Annotated in this window: 11 protein-coding genes and 2 pseudogenes; 4 read left to right on the top strand and 9 right to left on the bottom strand. The window is 71.1% G+C overall.

Translation table 11 applies throughout. From position 1 onward, the window contains the following. Positions 1–57: 57 nt before the first annotated feature. From AB0J93_RS16385 to AB0J93_RS16365, 5 genes are all read right to left on the bottom strand, one after another. Positions 58–1,068, bottom strand: coding sequence for an ABC transporter permease (locus tag AB0J93_RS16385; protein WP_363922573.1), 1,011 nt, complete (start codon positions 1,066–1,068; stop codon positions 58–60). A gap of 100 nt (positions 1,069–1,168) precedes the next feature. Continuing rightward, positions 1,169–2,803, bottom strand: coding sequence for an ABC transporter substrate-binding protein (locus AB0J93_RS16380; RefSeq protein WP_363922571.1), 1,635 nt, complete (start codon positions 2,801–2,803; stop codon positions 1,169–1,171). 422 nt (positions 2,804–3,225) lie between these two features. Continuing rightward, complete coding sequence (locus AB0J93_RS16375) at positions 3,226–4,422, bottom strand: thioester domain-containing protein (protein ID WP_363922569.1); 1,197 nt, start codon at positions 4,420–4,422, stop codon at positions 3,226–3,228. Positions 4,423–4,599: 177 nt separating this feature from the next. Continuing rightward, positions 4,600–5,286, bottom strand: a complete 687-nt coding sequence (locus tag AB0J93_RS16370; protein WP_363922971.1) for a response regulator transcription factor — start codon at positions 5,284–5,286, stop codon at positions 4,600–4,602. Next, complete coding sequence (locus tag AB0J93_RS16365; RefSeq protein WP_363922969.1) at positions 5,286–6,551, bottom strand: PspC domain-containing protein; 1,266 nt, start codon at positions 6,549–6,551, stop codon at positions 5,286–5,288. Before AB0J93_RS16365 ends, AB0J93_RS16370 begins: the two co-directional genes overlap by 1 nt. Positions 6,552–6,723: 172 nt before the next feature. Here AB0J93_RS16365 and AB0J93_RS16360 point away from each other — a divergent pair, with 172 nt between their 5' ends. The 3 genes and pseudogenes from AB0J93_RS16360 to AB0J93_RS16350 all read left to right on the top strand — a co-directional run bounded on the left by AB0J93_RS16360 (position 6,724) and on the right by AB0J93_RS16350 (position 10,345). Further along, positions 6,724–8,484, top strand: a complete 1,761-nt coding sequence (locus AB0J93_RS16360; RefSeq protein ID WP_363922567.1) for a PspC domain-containing protein — start codon at positions 6,724–6,726, stop codon at positions 8,482–8,484. Beyond that, positions 8,481–8,663, top strand: a pseudogene (locus tag AB0J93_RS16355) (hypothetical protein); the annotation flags it as partial. The gene AB0J93_RS16360 and the pseudogene AB0J93_RS16355, both read left to right, overlap by 4 nt. Before the next feature lie 434 nt (positions 8,664–9,097). Beyond that, a complete protein-coding gene (locus AB0J93_RS16350; protein WP_363922565.1) occupies positions 9,098–10,345 on the top strand; it encodes a phosphatidylserine decarboxylase in 1,248 nt (415 codons plus the stop codon). A gap of 259 nt (positions 10,346–10,604) precedes the next feature. On the opposite strand, the gene AB0J93_RS16345 is transcribed toward AB0J93_RS16350, so the two are convergent. The 3 genes from AB0J93_RS16345 to AB0J93_RS16335 form a co-directional block, all read right to left on the bottom strand. Then, entirely contained in the window at positions 10,605–11,552 is a 948-nt protein-coding gene (locus tag AB0J93_RS16345) for a CDP-alcohol phosphatidyltransferase family protein (RefSeq protein ID WP_363922967.1), read from the bottom strand. Between the two features lie 363 nt (positions 11,553–11,915). After that, positions 11,916–12,821 carry an NUDIX domain-containing protein gene (locus AB0J93_RS16340; RefSeq protein WP_363922563.1) on the bottom strand — a complete coding sequence of 302 codons (906 nt, stop codon included), beginning with the start codon at positions 12,819–12,821 and terminating at the stop codon, positions 11,916–11,918. A gap of 174 nt (positions 12,822–12,995) precedes the next feature. After that, the gene (locus tag AB0J93_RS16335; protein WP_363922561.1) at positions 12,996–13,943 is read right to left on the bottom strand and encodes an NUDIX hydrolase; all 948 of its coding nucleotides are present in this window, start codon (positions 13,941–13,943) and stop codon (positions 12,996–12,998) included. A 144-nt stretch (positions 13,944–14,087) separates the two neighbouring features. Here AB0J93_RS16335 and AB0J93_RS16330 point away from each other — a divergent pair. Beyond that, a pseudogene (locus AB0J93_RS16330) lies at positions 14,088–14,429 on the top strand (PspC domain-containing protein); the annotation flags it as partial. A 319-nt stretch (positions 14,430–14,748) separates the two neighbouring features. Here AB0J93_RS16330 and guaA read toward each other — a convergent pair. After that, entirely contained in the window at positions 14,749–16,305 is a 1,557-nt protein-coding gene (gene guaA, locus AB0J93_RS16325) for a glutamine-hydrolyzing GMP synthase (RefSeq protein ID WP_363922559.1), read from the bottom strand. Positions 16,306–16,560 lie beyond the last annotated feature (255 nt).

Below are 16,560 nucleotides of genomic sequence, written 5' to 3'. Positions count from 1 at the left end.
TCGCTCCACCCGGCCATCAGAAACGGTCGGAAAACGGCGTCCGCCACTGTGATTCGGTCACTCATAGCGGATCCTCGGGTCGAGCACGGCGTAGAGCAGGTCGACCAGCAGGTTGGCGACCAGGACGACCAACACCAGCATGGTCACCACCCCGACCACCACCGAGGACTCACCGGTACGCGCCGACATCGTCACCAGTCGGCCGATGCCCGGCACGTTGAAGATGGTCTCGGTGACGACCGCGCCGGCCATCGCGGCGCCGATGTCGACGCCGAGGAAGGTGATCACGGGGATCAGCGAGTTGCGGAGCGTGTGCACGCCGATGACGCGCTTGTTGGTAAGACCCTTGGCCTTGGCGGTACGGACGTAGTCCGCCCGGATGTTCTCCATGATGCTGGTCCGGGTGAGCCGGGCGGTGGTGGCGAGCGAGACCGCGCCGAGCACCATGCCGGGAATGATCAGGCTGGCGAACGGATAGTCGGGCTTGAATCCAGGCGTGAAGACGCCGACGGAGATCAGGTCGGGAATCCAGTCCTGGCCCCGCAGCACGTTGCCGAACTTGACCCCGACGAACTCCCGGACCACCAGGCCCAGCACGAAGATCGGCACCGAGATGACGAAGACCGTGCTGATCTTCACCATGTAGTCGGTGAAGCTGCCGCCTCGCAGACCGGCCAGCACACCCGCCGCGATGCCGACGACCGCCTCGAACACGATCGCGATCACCAGCAGCTTCAGGGTGAACGGGATGGCATCGGCGACCAGTTCGGTGACCTCCCGCTGGCGCAGGTTGATGCCGAAGTCGAAGTGGAAGAAGATGTTCTGCAGGCGGTCCAGGAAGAGCCCGAAACAGGGGTTGCCCCGCTGGTCCAGACAGGGGTCGGCGTAGCCGAGCCGCTCGGTGATCGCCGCAAGCAGCGCGGGATCCGGCGTCCGGTCCCCGAACAGCGCCCGGACCGGGTTCCCGCTGAACTGGATCGCCAGCGAGGTCATGTAGTGCAGTAGGAACATGGTGCCCAGCACGGTGGGGATGAACTGGAGCAACCGTCGAATGACGTAGCGCCCCATGACGGGGTCTCCTCTCGGCGCTGACGTGGCGGCAACGATCACCCTGGTGGGGTCACCGTTGCCGCCACGTCGTATTACGGCAGGATCAGGAGTCTGAAGCTCAGTTCTGCTTCAGCGAAATCGCACCGTAGTCGGCATCCGAGACGGCGTTCCAGACGAACTGGTCGACGTTCTCGCTGTAGACCGCGCCAACCTTGTTCCACCACATCGGGATGACCGGCAGGTCCTCGCCGAGGATGTCCTCCGCCTGCTGGTACGCCGGGATGGCGGCCTGGATCGACTCGGCCGAGTCACCCTGCTTCATCAGGTTGTCGAAGGCCTCGTTCGAGTAGCCCGAGTTGTTGCTGCCGGCACCGGTGCCGTACAGCGGGTAGAGGAAGGTCTCCATGAACGGGTAGTCCGGACCCCAGCCGAGGCGGAACCCACCGGTGAACTTCTTCTGGTCCGCAGTCTCGAGGTACTCGGCGAACTGCAGGTTGACCTTGAGCTCGTAGTCGATGCCCAGGGCCTCCTTGATCTGGTCACCGACCGCCTGCAGCCACAGGTCGTGGCCGGCACCGGCGTTGGCCCACAGGATCAGCTTCTCACCGGCCGGCCAGCCGCCGGCCTCGGCGAGCAGCTGCTTGGCCTTCTCGACGTCCTTGGTGCAGTACTTGCAGACGCCCTCGCGAGCACCCTCGAAGGTCGGGGCCACGTAGCCGCTGGCCGGGGTGAACCGACCGTCGAAGACGGCGTCGATGATCGACTGGCGGTCGATCGACAGCGACAGCGCCTGGCGGATCCGCTTGTCCTTGAAGGCGTCCTGGTACAGCGGCATACCGACGTAGGTGAAGCTGTCACCCGGCTGCTCGTACATCCGGTCGCCGTACTGCGCCTGGGCCTCCTTGTAGCGGGCCGGGGGCAGGGTGTAGAGCACGTCCAGCTCGCCCGCCTGGAAGGCGGCGTAGCCGGCGTCGATGTCGGCGAAGATCCGGTACTCGATGCGGTCCGGCTTGCCCGGCTCGCCCTTCCAGCTGTCGCTGCGGACCAGGTTGATGGCAACGTTGTGCTGCCAGCTGCCATCGATCTTGTACGGGCCGTTACCGATCGGCGTCTCGTTGCACTTCGCGATGTCGTCGACGCAGGCCTGGGCCATCGGGAAGAAGCCCGGGTAGCCGATCGTGGTCGGGAAACCGGAGAACGGTGCGTCCAGCTCGACGGTGAAGGTCAGGTCGTCGACCTTCTTGAGACCCGACATGGTCTCGGAGGTCGGCTCCGGAGCCTTCTTCGGGCCCTCGCCGTCCGGGTCCGCCGGTGCCACGTCCGCCTTACCGGCGATCCGCTTCATGAAGTAGCCGTTGTTCTGGGCGTTCGGCCCGTAAGCGGCGTAGTTCCACGACCGGAGGAACGCGTCGGCGTTGACCGGCTCACCGTTGTCGAAGGTGTAGCCGCTCTTGAGCTTGATCGTCCAGAGCTTCTGGTCGTCCGACTCGACCGACTCGGCCAGGTCCATCTCGACGGCCGAGGTCTCGGCGTTGTACTTGACCAGACCGCGGTACAGCTGACGGATCACGTACAGCGACGGCTCGTCGTCGCCACCGGACGGGGTCAGGAACGCCGGCTCGGCGTTGTACACCCGCAGGGTGCCGCCGGACTCGCCGGCTGGCTCGTTGTCGTCGCCACCGCTACTACAAGCGGTAGCCAACATGGCGGTGGCGGTCGCCGCGACCGCCACCTTCAGGAATTTCCCGCGCATGGGAGTGCCTCCTCAGGGCGCTCGGCTCACGAGGGGGTTGTGAGGTGCCTGCAACTGTGACACTCAATGCGCCCAGGCGGGAAGGCGTGTTATCAACCCGATACCCGCCCGGGACGGTGCCGACATCGACCCGCAGGCGCCGCTCCGACGCCCCGGAGGCATGGTATGAGCTGCTCGTCAACCACATTTCCACGCTCGGCCGGCCATCGGATGACGCGGAGGCGACGACTCCGCGAACCCACCGGAGTGTCGACGTGAATCCCGCCACTCCTTTCGCAATCCTATCCGAAAGTATGAGTCTGATTCCAGACCAGCGGTCGACCGTTCTGGTCGGGCGAAGGACTCCTGCCCCCGAAGACGGTCCGGCCCCGGATCCGCGTGCTGCGGGATCCGGGGCCGGACGGGGTGTCGCGGCGTGGTGATCAGGCCGTGAAGTGGATCCTGCGACGACGCAGCACCAGGACGGTGACCGCGCCCGCGACCAGGAGCACCAGCCCGGCGGCGATCGCGGTGACGATCGGCGCACCGGTCAGCGGCAGACCACCGTCGTTCGAGGCCGGCGAGGTGGAAGGGGCGGGGCTCGCCGGCGACTCCTCGGGGGTGCTCGGCGAGGGCTCCGGCGACTCCGTCGGGGTGGACGGGGTCGGCTCCGGCGTCGTCGGCTCGGGCTGAGGGCTGGTCGGCGTCGGCGACGGCGCCTCGGTGAAGGTCGCGGACGCGTTGGCGGTCACCGTGGCACCGGTGCTGCCGCCCAGGATCAGCTTCTGCGCCGCCTTGGGCCCGGTGTAGAGGAACACCCGGCCGAAGGAGACCGAGTCGGCGGCGGACGCGGTCACGGTGACCTCGCCCGCACCCTCGGCGGTGAGCCAGAACTGGCCCTCGTTGCTGGTCGTGGTCAGCGGCGTGCCCTCGGCGTCGACGGCCGAACCGCCGGTGACCGCCAGCGTGATCTCGCCCGCCGGGCCCTTCACGGTGAAGGGTCCGGCCTTCTCGCCGACCGCCGCGGTGGCCGTGGTCGGATCGATGCTCAGCTCAGCCTTCGGCTCGGGCTGGTCGGTGGCGTTCGCGACCAGGTAGTCGTGGACCTTCTTGATCACGTCGTACTTCGCCTTGCCGATCAGGCCACGTCCAGCGACCCAGTCGCCCAGCTCGATGCCGTCGCTGAAGTGCCAGACGGCGGTCTGGGTGCCGAAGTAGAGCAGGTTGCTGCGTGCCTTCTCGTTCGTGCCGGCAGGCACGGTGGCGCCGGCGGCGGCCAGCAACGCGGCAGGGTCGGCGTTGGGGTACCCGTGGGTCAGCACCCACTGAACCTTCGCGAGGTTCTTCACCTGGGACTCGTCCCAGGTGCCCTCCTGATACTTCCCGTCGAGCGCGACCCGGGTGTGGTAGTCGATGCAGAAGGCCGGAAGCTGCTTGCCGTCGATCTTGATAGCCAGCGCCGAGGTCTGCTTGACCTTGCCGTCGAGCAGCAACTTGACGCTGCTGCCGGGCACCGACTTCGCCACGCCGGTGGCCGGGTCCTCGGCAGCGGCAGGGGCGGCGGCACCGAGCGCCAGCGCGCCACCGGTGACGGCAGCGAGCGCGATCCGCGCCCAGCGCCGTCCTCGTTGTCCGATCATGAGTTTCGTGCACCTCTCGGGCAGGGAGTGACCCGCGTACGCGCGGGCGGCCGGAGTCGCCGTTCCCGCGGGATGAGCGGCATCCGCACGCGGGAAAGGCGAGGGGAATTATCGACCGCAACTTGATCACATGTCACGCCGAGGAGCCGGAATAGCCGCTTATGCCAGAAAGGTCGGTTATACCAAGCGCCGGTCCGCCGCCCAGCGGGACAGCTCGTACCGGTTGGACATCTGGAGCTTGCGCAGCACGTTGGAGACGTGAGTCTCGACTGTCTTGATCGAGATGTACAGCTCCCGGGCGATCTCCTTGTACGCGTACCCCCGGGCGAGCAGCCGCAGCACCTCGCGTTCCCGGTTGGTCAGCTGGTCCAGCTCCGGATCGGCGACCGGGGCGTCCGGACGGGCCGCGAAGGCGTCCAGCACGAAACCGGCCAGGCGCGGGCTGAACACCGCGTCGCCGTCGGCCACCCGCCGGATCGCCGCGGCCAACTCGTCCGGCGAGATGGTCTTGGTGACGTAACCACGCGCACCCGCCCGGATCAGCCCGATCACGTCCTCGGCGGCGTCGGAGACGCTGAGCGCCAGGAACCGGACCTCGGGATGGCTACGCCGCATCGCCTCCAGCACCGCCCGGCCACCACCGTCGGGCATGTGCACGTCGAGCAGGACCACGTCCGGCCCGGTGGCCGCGATCCGGCTGACCGCCTCGGCCACCGTGCTCGCCTCGCCCACCACCTCGACGTGCGCACCGAGTTCGGCGCGTACCCCCGCTCGGAACATGGCGTGGTCGTCGACCAGGAACACCCGCAGCCGTCCGGGCGCGGTGCTCTCCGGTTCGACCGGTGGTGTCGACTGCTCGGCCATCATCTGTCCCTCTCCGCAGTGGCCGACTCCCGGGAGATCGGCAGGATCAACCGGACCTCGGTCCCCTCTCCAGGCCGGGAGCGGATCTCCGCCCGGCCACCGTGCCGTTTCATTCGCCCGACGATCGAACCTCGGACACCATGCCGATGGTCCTCCACGGTATCCGGGTCGAACCCGACACCCCGATCCCGTACGAAGACACTCACCTGCTCGGGCTCGACCTCGGCGTAGAGCGAGACGGTCTGCACCCCGGCGTGCCGAGCAGCGTTCACCAGCGCCTCGCGCGCCGCGGCCACCAGCGCACCGACCCGCTCGTCGGTCTCCCGGTCGCCCACCACCACCGCCTCCACCGTCATCGCGAAGGTGTCCTCCACCTCGGCCGCGGCCTGTTCCAGCGCGGCGGCGAGGCGCTCGGTGGGTGACGCGGTGGGCTTGTAGAGCCAGTTGCGCAGCGAGCGCTCCTGGCCCCGGGCGAGCCGCTGCACCGTCTTGACGTCGCTGGCGTTGCGCTGGATCAACGCGAGGGTGTGCAGCACCTGGTCGTGCACCATGGCCGCCAGCTCGGCCCGTTCCTGCTCGCGGATGCGGCCCTCGCGCTCCGAGCGGAGCTGGTTCCAGGTACGCCAGAGCACCGGCGCGGCCACCACTCCAACCCCGGCCAGCCCGACCAGCGCGAAGATCACTCCGTTGATCACGGCGTCGAGGTTCTGTGCCGGTGAGTAGACCGCGGCCACACCGATGATGCCGACCGCGACCAGCACCCCACCCCCGACGAAGCGCAGCACGAAAGCCCGCCGGTCGCTCTCCTCTATCACCGCGCCGAGCCAGGGCACGGGCATCGAATCGCCCCACTGCCGTCGCCGCTCGGGCGCGGACTGGTGCCAGATCACGCCGGCGCCGACCGCGATGATGGCGACCAACCAGCCCGCCGTGCCGGCCGCGCCGACCGAGTCGAAGACCATCACCTGGATCAGCAGTACGCCGAGCCCGATGGCCACGAAGGGCAGCAGCTGGCCGACATCGCGGCGCGCCGGCACGGCGTTGTCACCGGGTCGCAGCGGCACGACCGCCCAGAAGGCCGCATAGAGCAGCAGACCCAACCCGCTCAGCCCCAGCAGCACCATGAAGGCGATCCGGACCCGAACCACCGGGACGCCGAGATGCTCGGCGATGCCGGCGGCCACCCCGGCGGCCATCCGGTGCTCCGGAGCGCGGTAGAGGCGGGGTGGTTGACTGATGCTGCTGATCGCGGGCTCCCTGGTCAGGATGGTCGGGCCGGAGGAGTGGCGAGGGTTCCCGGCGCCGGTTCGATCGTCACACGCGGCGTGGTGGTCCGACCACGGGGACGCCCCCGACATTCGGGCGGGCCGGATCTCAGGGTGGGGTCAGGGTCGTCTCCGGAGGACGCTCAGGCGTCGGGCGCAGCAGGATCGAGGCATGACCGACGACGCTGCCCAGCCGCACCGGCCGGGGCCGACCGAACCGGAGCCGACGCCTCCGGCGGCCACCGGGCCGGCCGTACCCGCATCCCCCGGTGCCGCCACGGACGGCCCGGCCGCACCGGCCGCCGGACGGGCGCCGACCGGCGGGACGGCGTGGGACGACACACCGCCACCCGTCGCCACCGCGCCACCGCCCACCGGCGAGACGGCATGGGACACCACCACCGCGCCACCGTCCGCCGGGCCGGGGGGGCCGGGCGGACCAGGGGGGCCAGGCGCACCAGGGGGACCGGGCCGACCCGGCGGACCGGGGTGGTGGGGCGGGCCGCCGCCGGGGGGTGGCCCGGGCGCTCCCTTCGGCGGCGCCGGCTTCACCTCGCGGTACGGCCTGGTCCGGCCCCGCGAGGGCCGTTACCTGGCGGGCGTCTGTGCTGCCGTCGGCCGAGCCACCAACACCGACCCCGTGCTCTGGCGGGTGCTGCTGGCGGTCCTGGGCTTCTTCGGCGGCGTCGGCATCCTGGTCTACGTCGCCGCCTGGTTGATCATCCCGGGCGAGGGTGACAGCGCCTCGCCCATCGAATCCATGCTGGGCCGCGGGCGTTCCAGCATGTCCCCGGTCACCGTGATCGTCCTCGGCGTGGTGGTCGCGGTGGGTTTCGGCTTCGTCGTCACCGACGCCTTCCGCGCGGTACTTCTCGGCGCGGCCATCCTGGTCGGCGGCGCGCTGCTGCTGAACCGTCAGCAGCGCGAGTCCCGACCCGAGCCGGTACCGACCGCACCGGGTACGCCGGATGCGGGTGTCGCCGCGAATCCACCTCCGCCACCCGGTCCGGTGCCACCGGTCAGTTACCCCGGGCCGACCGCCTATCCCGCGGCGTACCCGGAGTTCGGCCGGACCGCGACCGTCACGCCGCCCGCCTTCCACCCACCCGGCTCGACGTCCGGCGTTCCCTCGGCGCCGGGCGGGCCTGAGGAGCCAACAATGCAGACGTCAGCGTGGCCGACGAGCGCCGCCGCGTCAGGCCCACCGGTCGGCCAATCGACCTACCGTCCCCCGTTCGCCCCGCACGGCCCCTACGCCGGTCCACCGAAGGTGGCTCCGCCGCCACCACCACCGCCCAGTGCGAAGCCGCCCCGCAAACCCCGGGAACGATCAGCCCTGGGCGCGGTGACCTTCTCGTTGATCTTTGTCGCGTTGGGCCTGGTCGGCGTCCTCGACCTGCTGGACGTCTTCGGGATCGGCGCGTCGGCCTACTTCGCCGCGGCACTCGCGGTGATCGGCCTCGGCCTGCTCGTGGGTACCTGGTTCGGGCGGGCCCGCTGGCTGATCGCGCTCGGGCTGGTGACCGCCGCCGCCCTGGCCGTGGTCACGGTCGTCGAGTCCTACGACCGGGTCCGTGGTGTGGACGGCGCGGTCACCTGGGCACCGACGAGTCAACGCGACCTCGCCAACAGGTACGAACAGAGTTTCGGCGACGCGGTGCTCGACCTGCGGGCGATCGACTTCGACCAGCAGGAGACGGAGATCACCGTCGCCGTCAACTTCGGCGAGGCCACCGTGGTGCTGCCACCGAACGTGGACGTCACGGCGGTGACCCGGGTGACCGCTGGCGACGCGAACATCCTCGGCCAACGAATGCAGGGCGTGGACAACCGGCCCACCGACGTCGTCGATCTGGGTCCGGACGGCGCCGGGGGCGGCAAACTGCGCCTCAACCTGCACGTCAACGCCGGACACATGGAGGTGACCCGGTGAGGACCCACCGCACCGACCTGGTGTCGTTCGCCTTCGGACTGCTCTTCCTCGCACTCGCCGCCTGGTGGCTGCTCGCCCAGGTGCTCGGTCTCGTGCTGCCGCCGGTCGGCTGGTTCCTGGCCGGTGGACTGATCCTGGTCGGCGGGCTCGGTCTGATCGGCGCCCTGCGCTCCAGCCGATACAACGGTCGGCCCGCACCGGTCGACACCCCTGACGACACCGGCCGGGACGTCTCGGCACCGGGCGCTGGGGACACCACCGCCGATCCGCTGGCGGACCCGGCGCGTCCCGACACCCCGACGGGTGAGCCGGCCCTGGACAGCTCGACAGCGGAAGTCGACCCGGAGCCGCAGGCGGACCGCACGCTGGATCTGTTCGGCGGGGCGGACGAGACGCCGCCGCCCGGACGGCCGGGGCGCGACGCCTGACCGTGCGGCCACGGTCGCTCGCCGCCTATGCTGGCCGGTGTGCTCCCGCCAGCGCTGGCCGGCCCGCGCCGCAGGGCAACCCCCGCGGGTCGTCGGCGCGCGCGGGTCGTCCGTGGCCGGGCCGACCTCGCCGCCGGCGGTGACCATCGCGTCAGTCGCCTCTACCCGTCAGGAGCCCGTTCGACATGACCCAGTCTCCCGCCGTGCGTACGCCCGACCGATCCGGTCCGGTCCGCCTCGGCGAGCGCGCCGCCCGTACCCTCGTCTCCGAGCTTGCCCGGATCAACGAACCGAAGGCCGCCCTACTGGTCGGCGCGGCTCCGGAGTCCGCGGTGCTGACCGCGGCGATCGAAGCGATGCTGCCCGGCGACACCCTCACCGTGGTACCCGCCGAACGGGTCAGCGCCACGGCGCTGCGGGAGCACATCACCGCCCAGGGCCGCTGGGTCGCCGAGCGGGTCCGGGTCGTGGACAGCCTCGCCGAGGCGGAGGCCGCTGTGGTGGTCATCGCCGCCGAGGCGTTCACCGGCACCGCGGACGAGGCCCGCGCCACCATCGGGGCACTCACCAAGTACCTGGCCGACGGCGCGGTGCTCAGCGTCGCCACCGCCGTCGCCCGGACCGCCGGCGCAGCCGCCGAGTTGGATCGGCAGGGCGCGCTGTACGGCGTCGGCAACGACCTGGTGCTGCGCAACAACCCGCCGGTACGCGTGTACCGGCTCCGCTTCACCCCGGCCGACGCCGCAGTGGCGGAGCAGCTCGCTCCCGCGTACCGGCCGTCGAGCGTGCCGCTCAGCCGCGACATGCACATCGACTCCAACGGGGTCGCCGCCGCCGGCATCGCCCTCGGGCTGGCCGCGCTGACCCGACTGGCCCGACCGAAGTCGAAGCTCTGGCTGCTGCCCGCGCTGGCCGCCGCGCCGGTGGCCGCCTTCTTCCGGGACCCGCAGCGGGATGTGCCGGAGGACCCTTCGGCCGTGGTGGCCGCCGCCGACGGGCAGGTGTTGTCGGTGCAGCGGCTGACCGACGAACGCTTCGGCGACAGCGAGTTCCTGCGGATCGCAGTCTTCCTGTCGGTGCTGGACGTGCACGTCAACCGCTCCCCGGTGGCCGGCAAGGTGGTCGACTACTTCGTCGCCGACGGCGGGTTCGTCAACGCGATGAAGCCGGACGCGGAGCACAACGTGGCCGCCTACACGGTGCTGGACACCACCCACGGCACCGTGGTGGTGGCTCAACGGACCGGCCTGATCGCCCGCCGGATCGTGCAGCGCGCTCCGATCGGCGCGTTGCTGGCCCGCGGCGAACGGTTCGGGCTGATCCGCTTCGGCTCACGTACCGACGTCTACCTGCCGGCCGAGGCCGCGGAGCCGCTGGTCGGGCCGGGCGACAAGGTCATCGGCGGATCGAGCGTGATCGCCCGCTGGCGCTGAACCCGGGCACCCGCGCAGGCGGCGGCCCGGCTACAGCGGCACCCAGGCCCGAGGCCCGGCACAACGACACCCAGACCCGAGGCCGGGTGCAGCGGCACCCGGGTTGCGGTAACCCGGGCCCTCAACCGGCCCGGACACCGCGAGATGCCGCGAGCCGGGTCCCACCCGTCGGGTGAGGCCCGCCGGTTGACAGCTGAGGTGCTTACGAAAGGGGCGTCGCGGCCTGGCCGCGACGCCCCTTTCCAGCAGCGGGTCAGGGTCAGACGATGGTGCGACGCTGGCGCAGCCAGAGCACCGGACCGCTGACCAGGTATCCGACCACGATCAGGCCGAAGGTGAGCCGGACGTCGATCAGGGCGCCGATCACCGGCGCGAGCCAGACCCACGGCGGCAGCTTGACCAGGCGGGCGAGCTTGGCGTACGGGAAGCTGCTGACCATGGTGAAGGCGAGCAGGGCCACCCCGGCGATCTGCACCGCCCCCGGCACCGGCATGCCGATCACCACCATCAGGGCGAGCACGGCGGCCGCCATCGTGGTGGGTACGCCGGAGAAGAACCGTCCGTCGTTCGGTGAGACGTTGAACCTCGCCAGCCGGATGGCGGCGCAGGCGGCGACGAGCGCGGCGGCCACCGCGGCGGCGGCCGTCGGTGCGGAGCCGGCCAGCGACGCGTAGACCACCACGGGGGCGGCGAGCCCGAAGGAGCACATGTCGGCCAGCGAGTCCATCTGGGCACCGAACGGGCTGGACACCCCGAGCTTGCGGGCCAGCGCGCCGTCCAGGCCGTCGAACGCGACGCAGGCGATCAGGAGGAGCGCGGCCAGCCGCACCTCACCCTGCATGGCGACGAAGATCGCGTTGATGCCGAGCAGCAGGCTGGCCAGGGTGCAGGCGTTGACCAGGGCGAACTTCATCCGTCGTGCCGGGGTCCGCTCACCCGGCAGCAGCGGCGCAGGTGTCGCTGTCGACGCACCCGGCGCCGGAGCCGGCACGACGGGTGTATTGACCGTGACCGGGCCGACAAGCGGGCTAACCGGGGAGATGGTCTCCATCCCGGTGCGGTGGAACCGCTTGAGGCCGTACCGGCGACGCGGGCGGTCCTGATACCGGGGCTCGGGCAACACGTCGGTCGCGCCGTGCAGTTCCGCACCTCGGCGGCCGACGCGAACCAGCAGGACCTGGCGGGCGAGGGTGCCGCTGCGGCGCAGCGGGCCCGTCCAGCTTCGCCCTGCGGGACGCGGGCTGTCAGTCGTACGACGCCGGCGCCATGGGGCTCTCGGCACGTTTCCTCCATCACCGGATCGGCTTACCGCCGCATGGCGGGCGTCCGGCTGTCTCGTGCCGGACCTTCCTGGCCCGGCAGCCGTTTTGCGGAGTACACCATCGCACAGGGGGTGGGGGAATGGCGATAGCTGCCGGCGGTACTTATATCTCCCTTAACCGCGCGAACCGCCGTCTTATTCCCATCCGGGACACCATCGCCCGTTTTCTACGCCTGTCCTGCCTCGACTGTACCGGAGGTCGTCCGCACCGGCTTGGCGGTGAGATCGGCCCGGCATCGCCACCGTGGGTTACCGCGACGGTTCCAGGGCTGTCGCGGCGATCTCAGTCATCGGAAGATTCCGCAGCTCAGATGGGGTGAACCAGGCGGCACGGGCGGTGGAGCCGCCGGCCAGTTCGGTCACCGCCGGTTCGGTCGGCACGTCAACCTGCACCCGGTAGACGACCCGGATGCCGTGCCAGTCGAGGGGGTACCCCTCCGGGCCCAGGGCCGCCGGGTTGTACAGGTTGTCCACACCGATCAGCTCGGTCACCCGGCCCAGTTGGCCGGACTCCTCGACCAACTCCCGCAGCAGGGCGGTGACGGGTTGTTCACCGTGATCGGTGCCCCCACCGGGCAGGTGCCAGCGCCCCGCTCCGGGATAGCCCTCGGCGATCAGGGTCAGCAACACCCGTCCGCTCGGATCGGTGACCACCCCGTACGCCCCGAAGCGCTGCCGGCGGTCGGCCCCGGGGCGGGGGAACGGCTCTCGACGACGCAGGGCACCGGACGGCAGCGGAACGACCGGCAGACCGACAGCTTCGGCGGTGAACGCCAGCAGCGGCAGTTCGGCCGCCTCATCCAGGGTCAGCCAACGGGCCAGGTCGGTGCTGCCGTCGCGCTCGGCACGCAGCCGTCCACCGACGGCCGTCACGTCGAACAGCATCCGATCGGTGTGCAGTGCGACTCCGAGGTCCGGGTACGGCGTCACATCCGCGACGACCGCGCGCAGCCCGCTCACCTCGACGGTCAGCCCGGTCTCCTCGCTGACCTCGCGGACCACCGCGTGCGCGGGATGCTCGGCATGTTCCAGCCCACCACCGGGCAGCGACCAGACCCCGGGAAAGTCCGCCAACGCGGAGCCCCGCACCAGCAACACCCGCCGCTCGGCGCCCCACAACACCCCGTACGCCCCCACCCGCCGCACCTGCTCCACAACCCCACCCTCGCCCCGCCCTCGCCCCGACGCCCGCCGCCCCACGCAGGCCCTACGCCGCGCCGATCATGAAGTTATCGCCGTCGCCATCGGCGTGTCCCGACAATAACTTCATGATCGACGCGCGCACGGGGGTAGGGGTGCGCGGGCACAGGGAGGTGGGGGGGTGGGGGGTCAGGTTAGGTGGGCGGCTTGGACGGCTTCGGCGGTGACCTCGGTGAGGCGGTCGGTGGGGAGAGCACCCAGTTCTTCCCGGGCGAACCAGCGGGCCTCGCAGGTGGAACCCCCGACGTCACCGACGGTGGGCGGTGCCGGCTGGTCCACCACCACCCGGTAGAAGGCACGCACTCCGTGCCAGTCGATCGGGTAACCCTCCGGGCCGAGCGAGGCAGCGTCCCGGTGACTGGCCACCCCGAGCAACCCGACGAGCCGACCGGTCTGCCCGGTCTCCTCGACCAGTTCCCGGATCAGCGCCGCGCCCGGCTGCTCGCCGTAGTCGGTGCCGCCTCCGGGCAGGTGCCAGCAGCCGGCACCCGGGTAGCCGTCGGAGACCCGGGTCAGCAGCACCCGACCTGCCGGGTCGGTCACCACGGCGTACGCGGCGAAGCGCTGCGCCCGGTGCAGCCCGTCCGGGCCGGGTACCGCGTAGAAGGAGGGGAACTCCGGCGGCTCGTCCGGGACGATGTCCGCCGACGAGGCGGGCAGCCCGAGAGCGCGGGCGGTGAACGAGCGAAGTGGCAACCGCGCCGCCTCCTCCCGGGTGAACCAGCGGGCCAGGTCGGTGGGCCGGTCGACCCGGTCGGTGAGTAAGCCGCCCCGGACCGACACCCGGTAGACCAACCGGTCGGTGTGGATGGTGATGCCCCGCTCGGGAAGTGCCCGCATGTCGGCCAGTACGTCGTGCAGGCTGGCGACGGCCACCGACAGGCCGGTCTCGGCGGCGGTCTCGCGGACGACGGTGTGGTGCGGGTCCTCGCCGTGGTCGACCGCCCCGCCGGGCAGGGACCACGTGCCGGGGGTGCCGGAGCGCTCCGATGCGCGGACCAGCAGCACTCGGTCTACGGAATCAGTACAGACTGCGTATGCCGCGATCCTGCGCAGCGGCTCGAGCATGGTGGTCACGGAGCCAAATTCTCCCCGTCCCCCGTTGCCGACGCGGAAAAGAGTCGGATTCCTGACTGATGACTCGCCCCTGAGAGCTGGTTCAGGGTAAGGATCCGGGCGGTCACCGAGGTCGATACGCTGCGCGACGGGGACCGTGGAGACATGACTTCCACACCTCACGCTCCGTACCGGCAACTGCGCCGCCCCACCACCGACCGGATGATCGCCGGTGTGGCCAGCGGTCTCGGCCGCTACTTCGGCGTCGACCCCACCCTGATCCGGGTGGCATTCGCCATCGTCACGCTGGTGACCGGCGGGATCGCCGCCCTCGCGTACCCGATCATGTGGTTCCTGATGCCCGAGGAGCCGGCCGGCGCACCCGCCTGGCCGCACCCGGCGCCCGGCGCGCCGCACGGACCCACCGGCACGCCGCCGCAGCCGGCCACCACACCACACCCCGCCTGGCCGTTTCCCGGGCCGACCGGACCGGTGCCGCACGCCGGGCCGCCGGCGCCAGCCACCTGGCCGCCGGCAGCCACCCCGCCCGCGCCCGCCCCGCACCCCGACGTCCCGCCCGCACGACCTGAACCGTCGGCACCTGCCGACACCGGGCCGATCCGGCCCGAGGGCCCGTCGGTTCAGCCCGGGGCCACGCCAGCGAATCCCGACGGCCTGCCGGCACAGCCCGCGACCGGCCCGGCCGGAGCAGACGCCGGACCGGAACGTGCGGACATCACGCCGGAGGCCGGGACGACGCCGGAGCCGGCGCCGCGACCGGCGCCTCAGCCGCCCGCGTGAGGCGTCGCTCCAACGGGGTACGGCGTCACTCCCACTCGATGGTGCCCGGGGGCTTGCTGGTGACGTCCAGCACCACCCGGTTCACCTCGGCCACCTCGTTGGTGATCCGAGTGGAGATCCGGGCGATCACGTCGTAGGGCAGCCGGGACCAGTCGGCGGTCATCGCGTCCTCGCTGGAGACCGGGCGCAGCACCACGGGATGCCCGTAGCTGCGCCCGTCACCCTGGACACCGACGCTGCGCACGTCGGCCAGCAGCACCACCGGGAACTGCCAGACGTCCCGGTCGAGACCGGCGGCGCTGAGTTCCTGGCGGGCGATGAAGTCGGCCCGGCGGAGCACATCGAGCCGCTCCCGGTCTACCGCCCCGATGATCCGGATGGCCAGGCCGGGGCCGGGGAACGGGTGGCGCCAGACCATCGCCTCGGGCAGCCCGAGTTGGAGGCCGAGCGTACGGACCTCGTCCTTGAACAGCGTGCGCAGCGGCTCGACCAGGGCGAACTTCAGGTCCTCGGGCAATCCGCCGACGTTGTGGTGGCTCTTGATGTTGGCGGTACCGGTGCCGCCGCCGGACTCGACCACGTCCGGGTAGAGGGTGCCCTGCACCAGGAACTCGACGTCACCGTGCGAGGCGATCTCCCGGGCGGCGGCCTCGAAGACCCGGATGAACTCCCGGCCGATAATCTTGCGCTTCTGCTCCGGGTCGGTCACCCCGGCCAGCGCGCCGAGGAACCGGTCGGCCGCGTCGACCACCTTCAGCTTGATGCCGGTGGCCGCGACGTAGTCCTTCTCCACCTGCTCGGCCTCGCCCGCGCGCAGCAGCCCGTGGTCGACGAAGACGCAGGTCAACTGGTCGCCGACGGCCTTGTGGACGAGCGCGGCGGCGACCGCCGAGTCCACCCCGCCGCTCAGGCCGCAGATGACCTCCTTGTCGCCGACCTGCTCGCGGATCCGGGCCACCTGCTCGTCGATGATGTTCTCGGCCGTCCAGGTCGGCTCGATCCCGGCGATCTCGTAGAGGAAGCGGGTCAACATTTCCTGCCCGTGCGCGGTGTGCCCCACCTCGGGGTGGAACTGCACGCCGGCCCGCCGGCCGGTCACATCCTCGAACGCGGCCACCGGCGCACCGGCCGACTCGGCGGTCACCGTGAAGCCCTCCGGCGCCTCGGTCACGCAGTCTCCGTGGCTCATCCACACCGGCAGGTCGGCCGGCAGGTCACGGAGCAGTACGCCCGGTTCGAGCAGGCGGGGGCGCAGCGGGGTGCCGCCGTACTCGCGGCCGCCGGTGCGGGCCACCGTGCCACCGAGGGAGCGGGCCATCGCCTGGAACCCGTAGCAGATGCCGAAGACCGGCACGCCCGCGGTGAACAGCCCGTCGTCGACCTGCGGAGCGCCCGGCTCGTAGACGCTGGCCGGGCCGCCGGAGAGGATGATCGCGGCGGGATCGCGGGCCAGCATCTCGGCCACGGGCATGGTGTGCGGGACGATCTCGGAGTAGACCTTCGCCTCGCGTACCCGGCGCGCGATCAGCTGGGCGTACTGGGCTCCGAAGTCGACCACGAGGACAGGACGCGGCAGGCTCATAGCCGGCAATCCTACCGAGCGTGACGCCCCCTCCCCCGCCCACCGCCCCCATCGACACTCCCGCGCCGATCTTGCACTTTCGGTCGCCGTTATGACCGCTATACGACGTTATGCACGGACACCAAGTGCAAGATCGAGGAGACGGGGGGTGGGGGTGGGGGGTGGCTCAACCCACCACCGCCCCGGTGGGACGACCTCACCCGTCCGCCCCCGCACCCGGCGGGCACGGCGAGGGCGCGGTGACCACCACGTACC

This window comes from Micromonospora sp. NPDC049374 (assembly GCF_040677165.1).
In the GTDB taxonomy this organism is placed as follows: domain Bacteria; phylum Actinomycetota; class Actinomycetes; order Mycobacteriales; family Micromonosporaceae; genus Micromonospora.
Note: the sequence above shows the minus strand (reverse complement) of the source record. Positions and strands in the feature narration are given on the sequence as shown.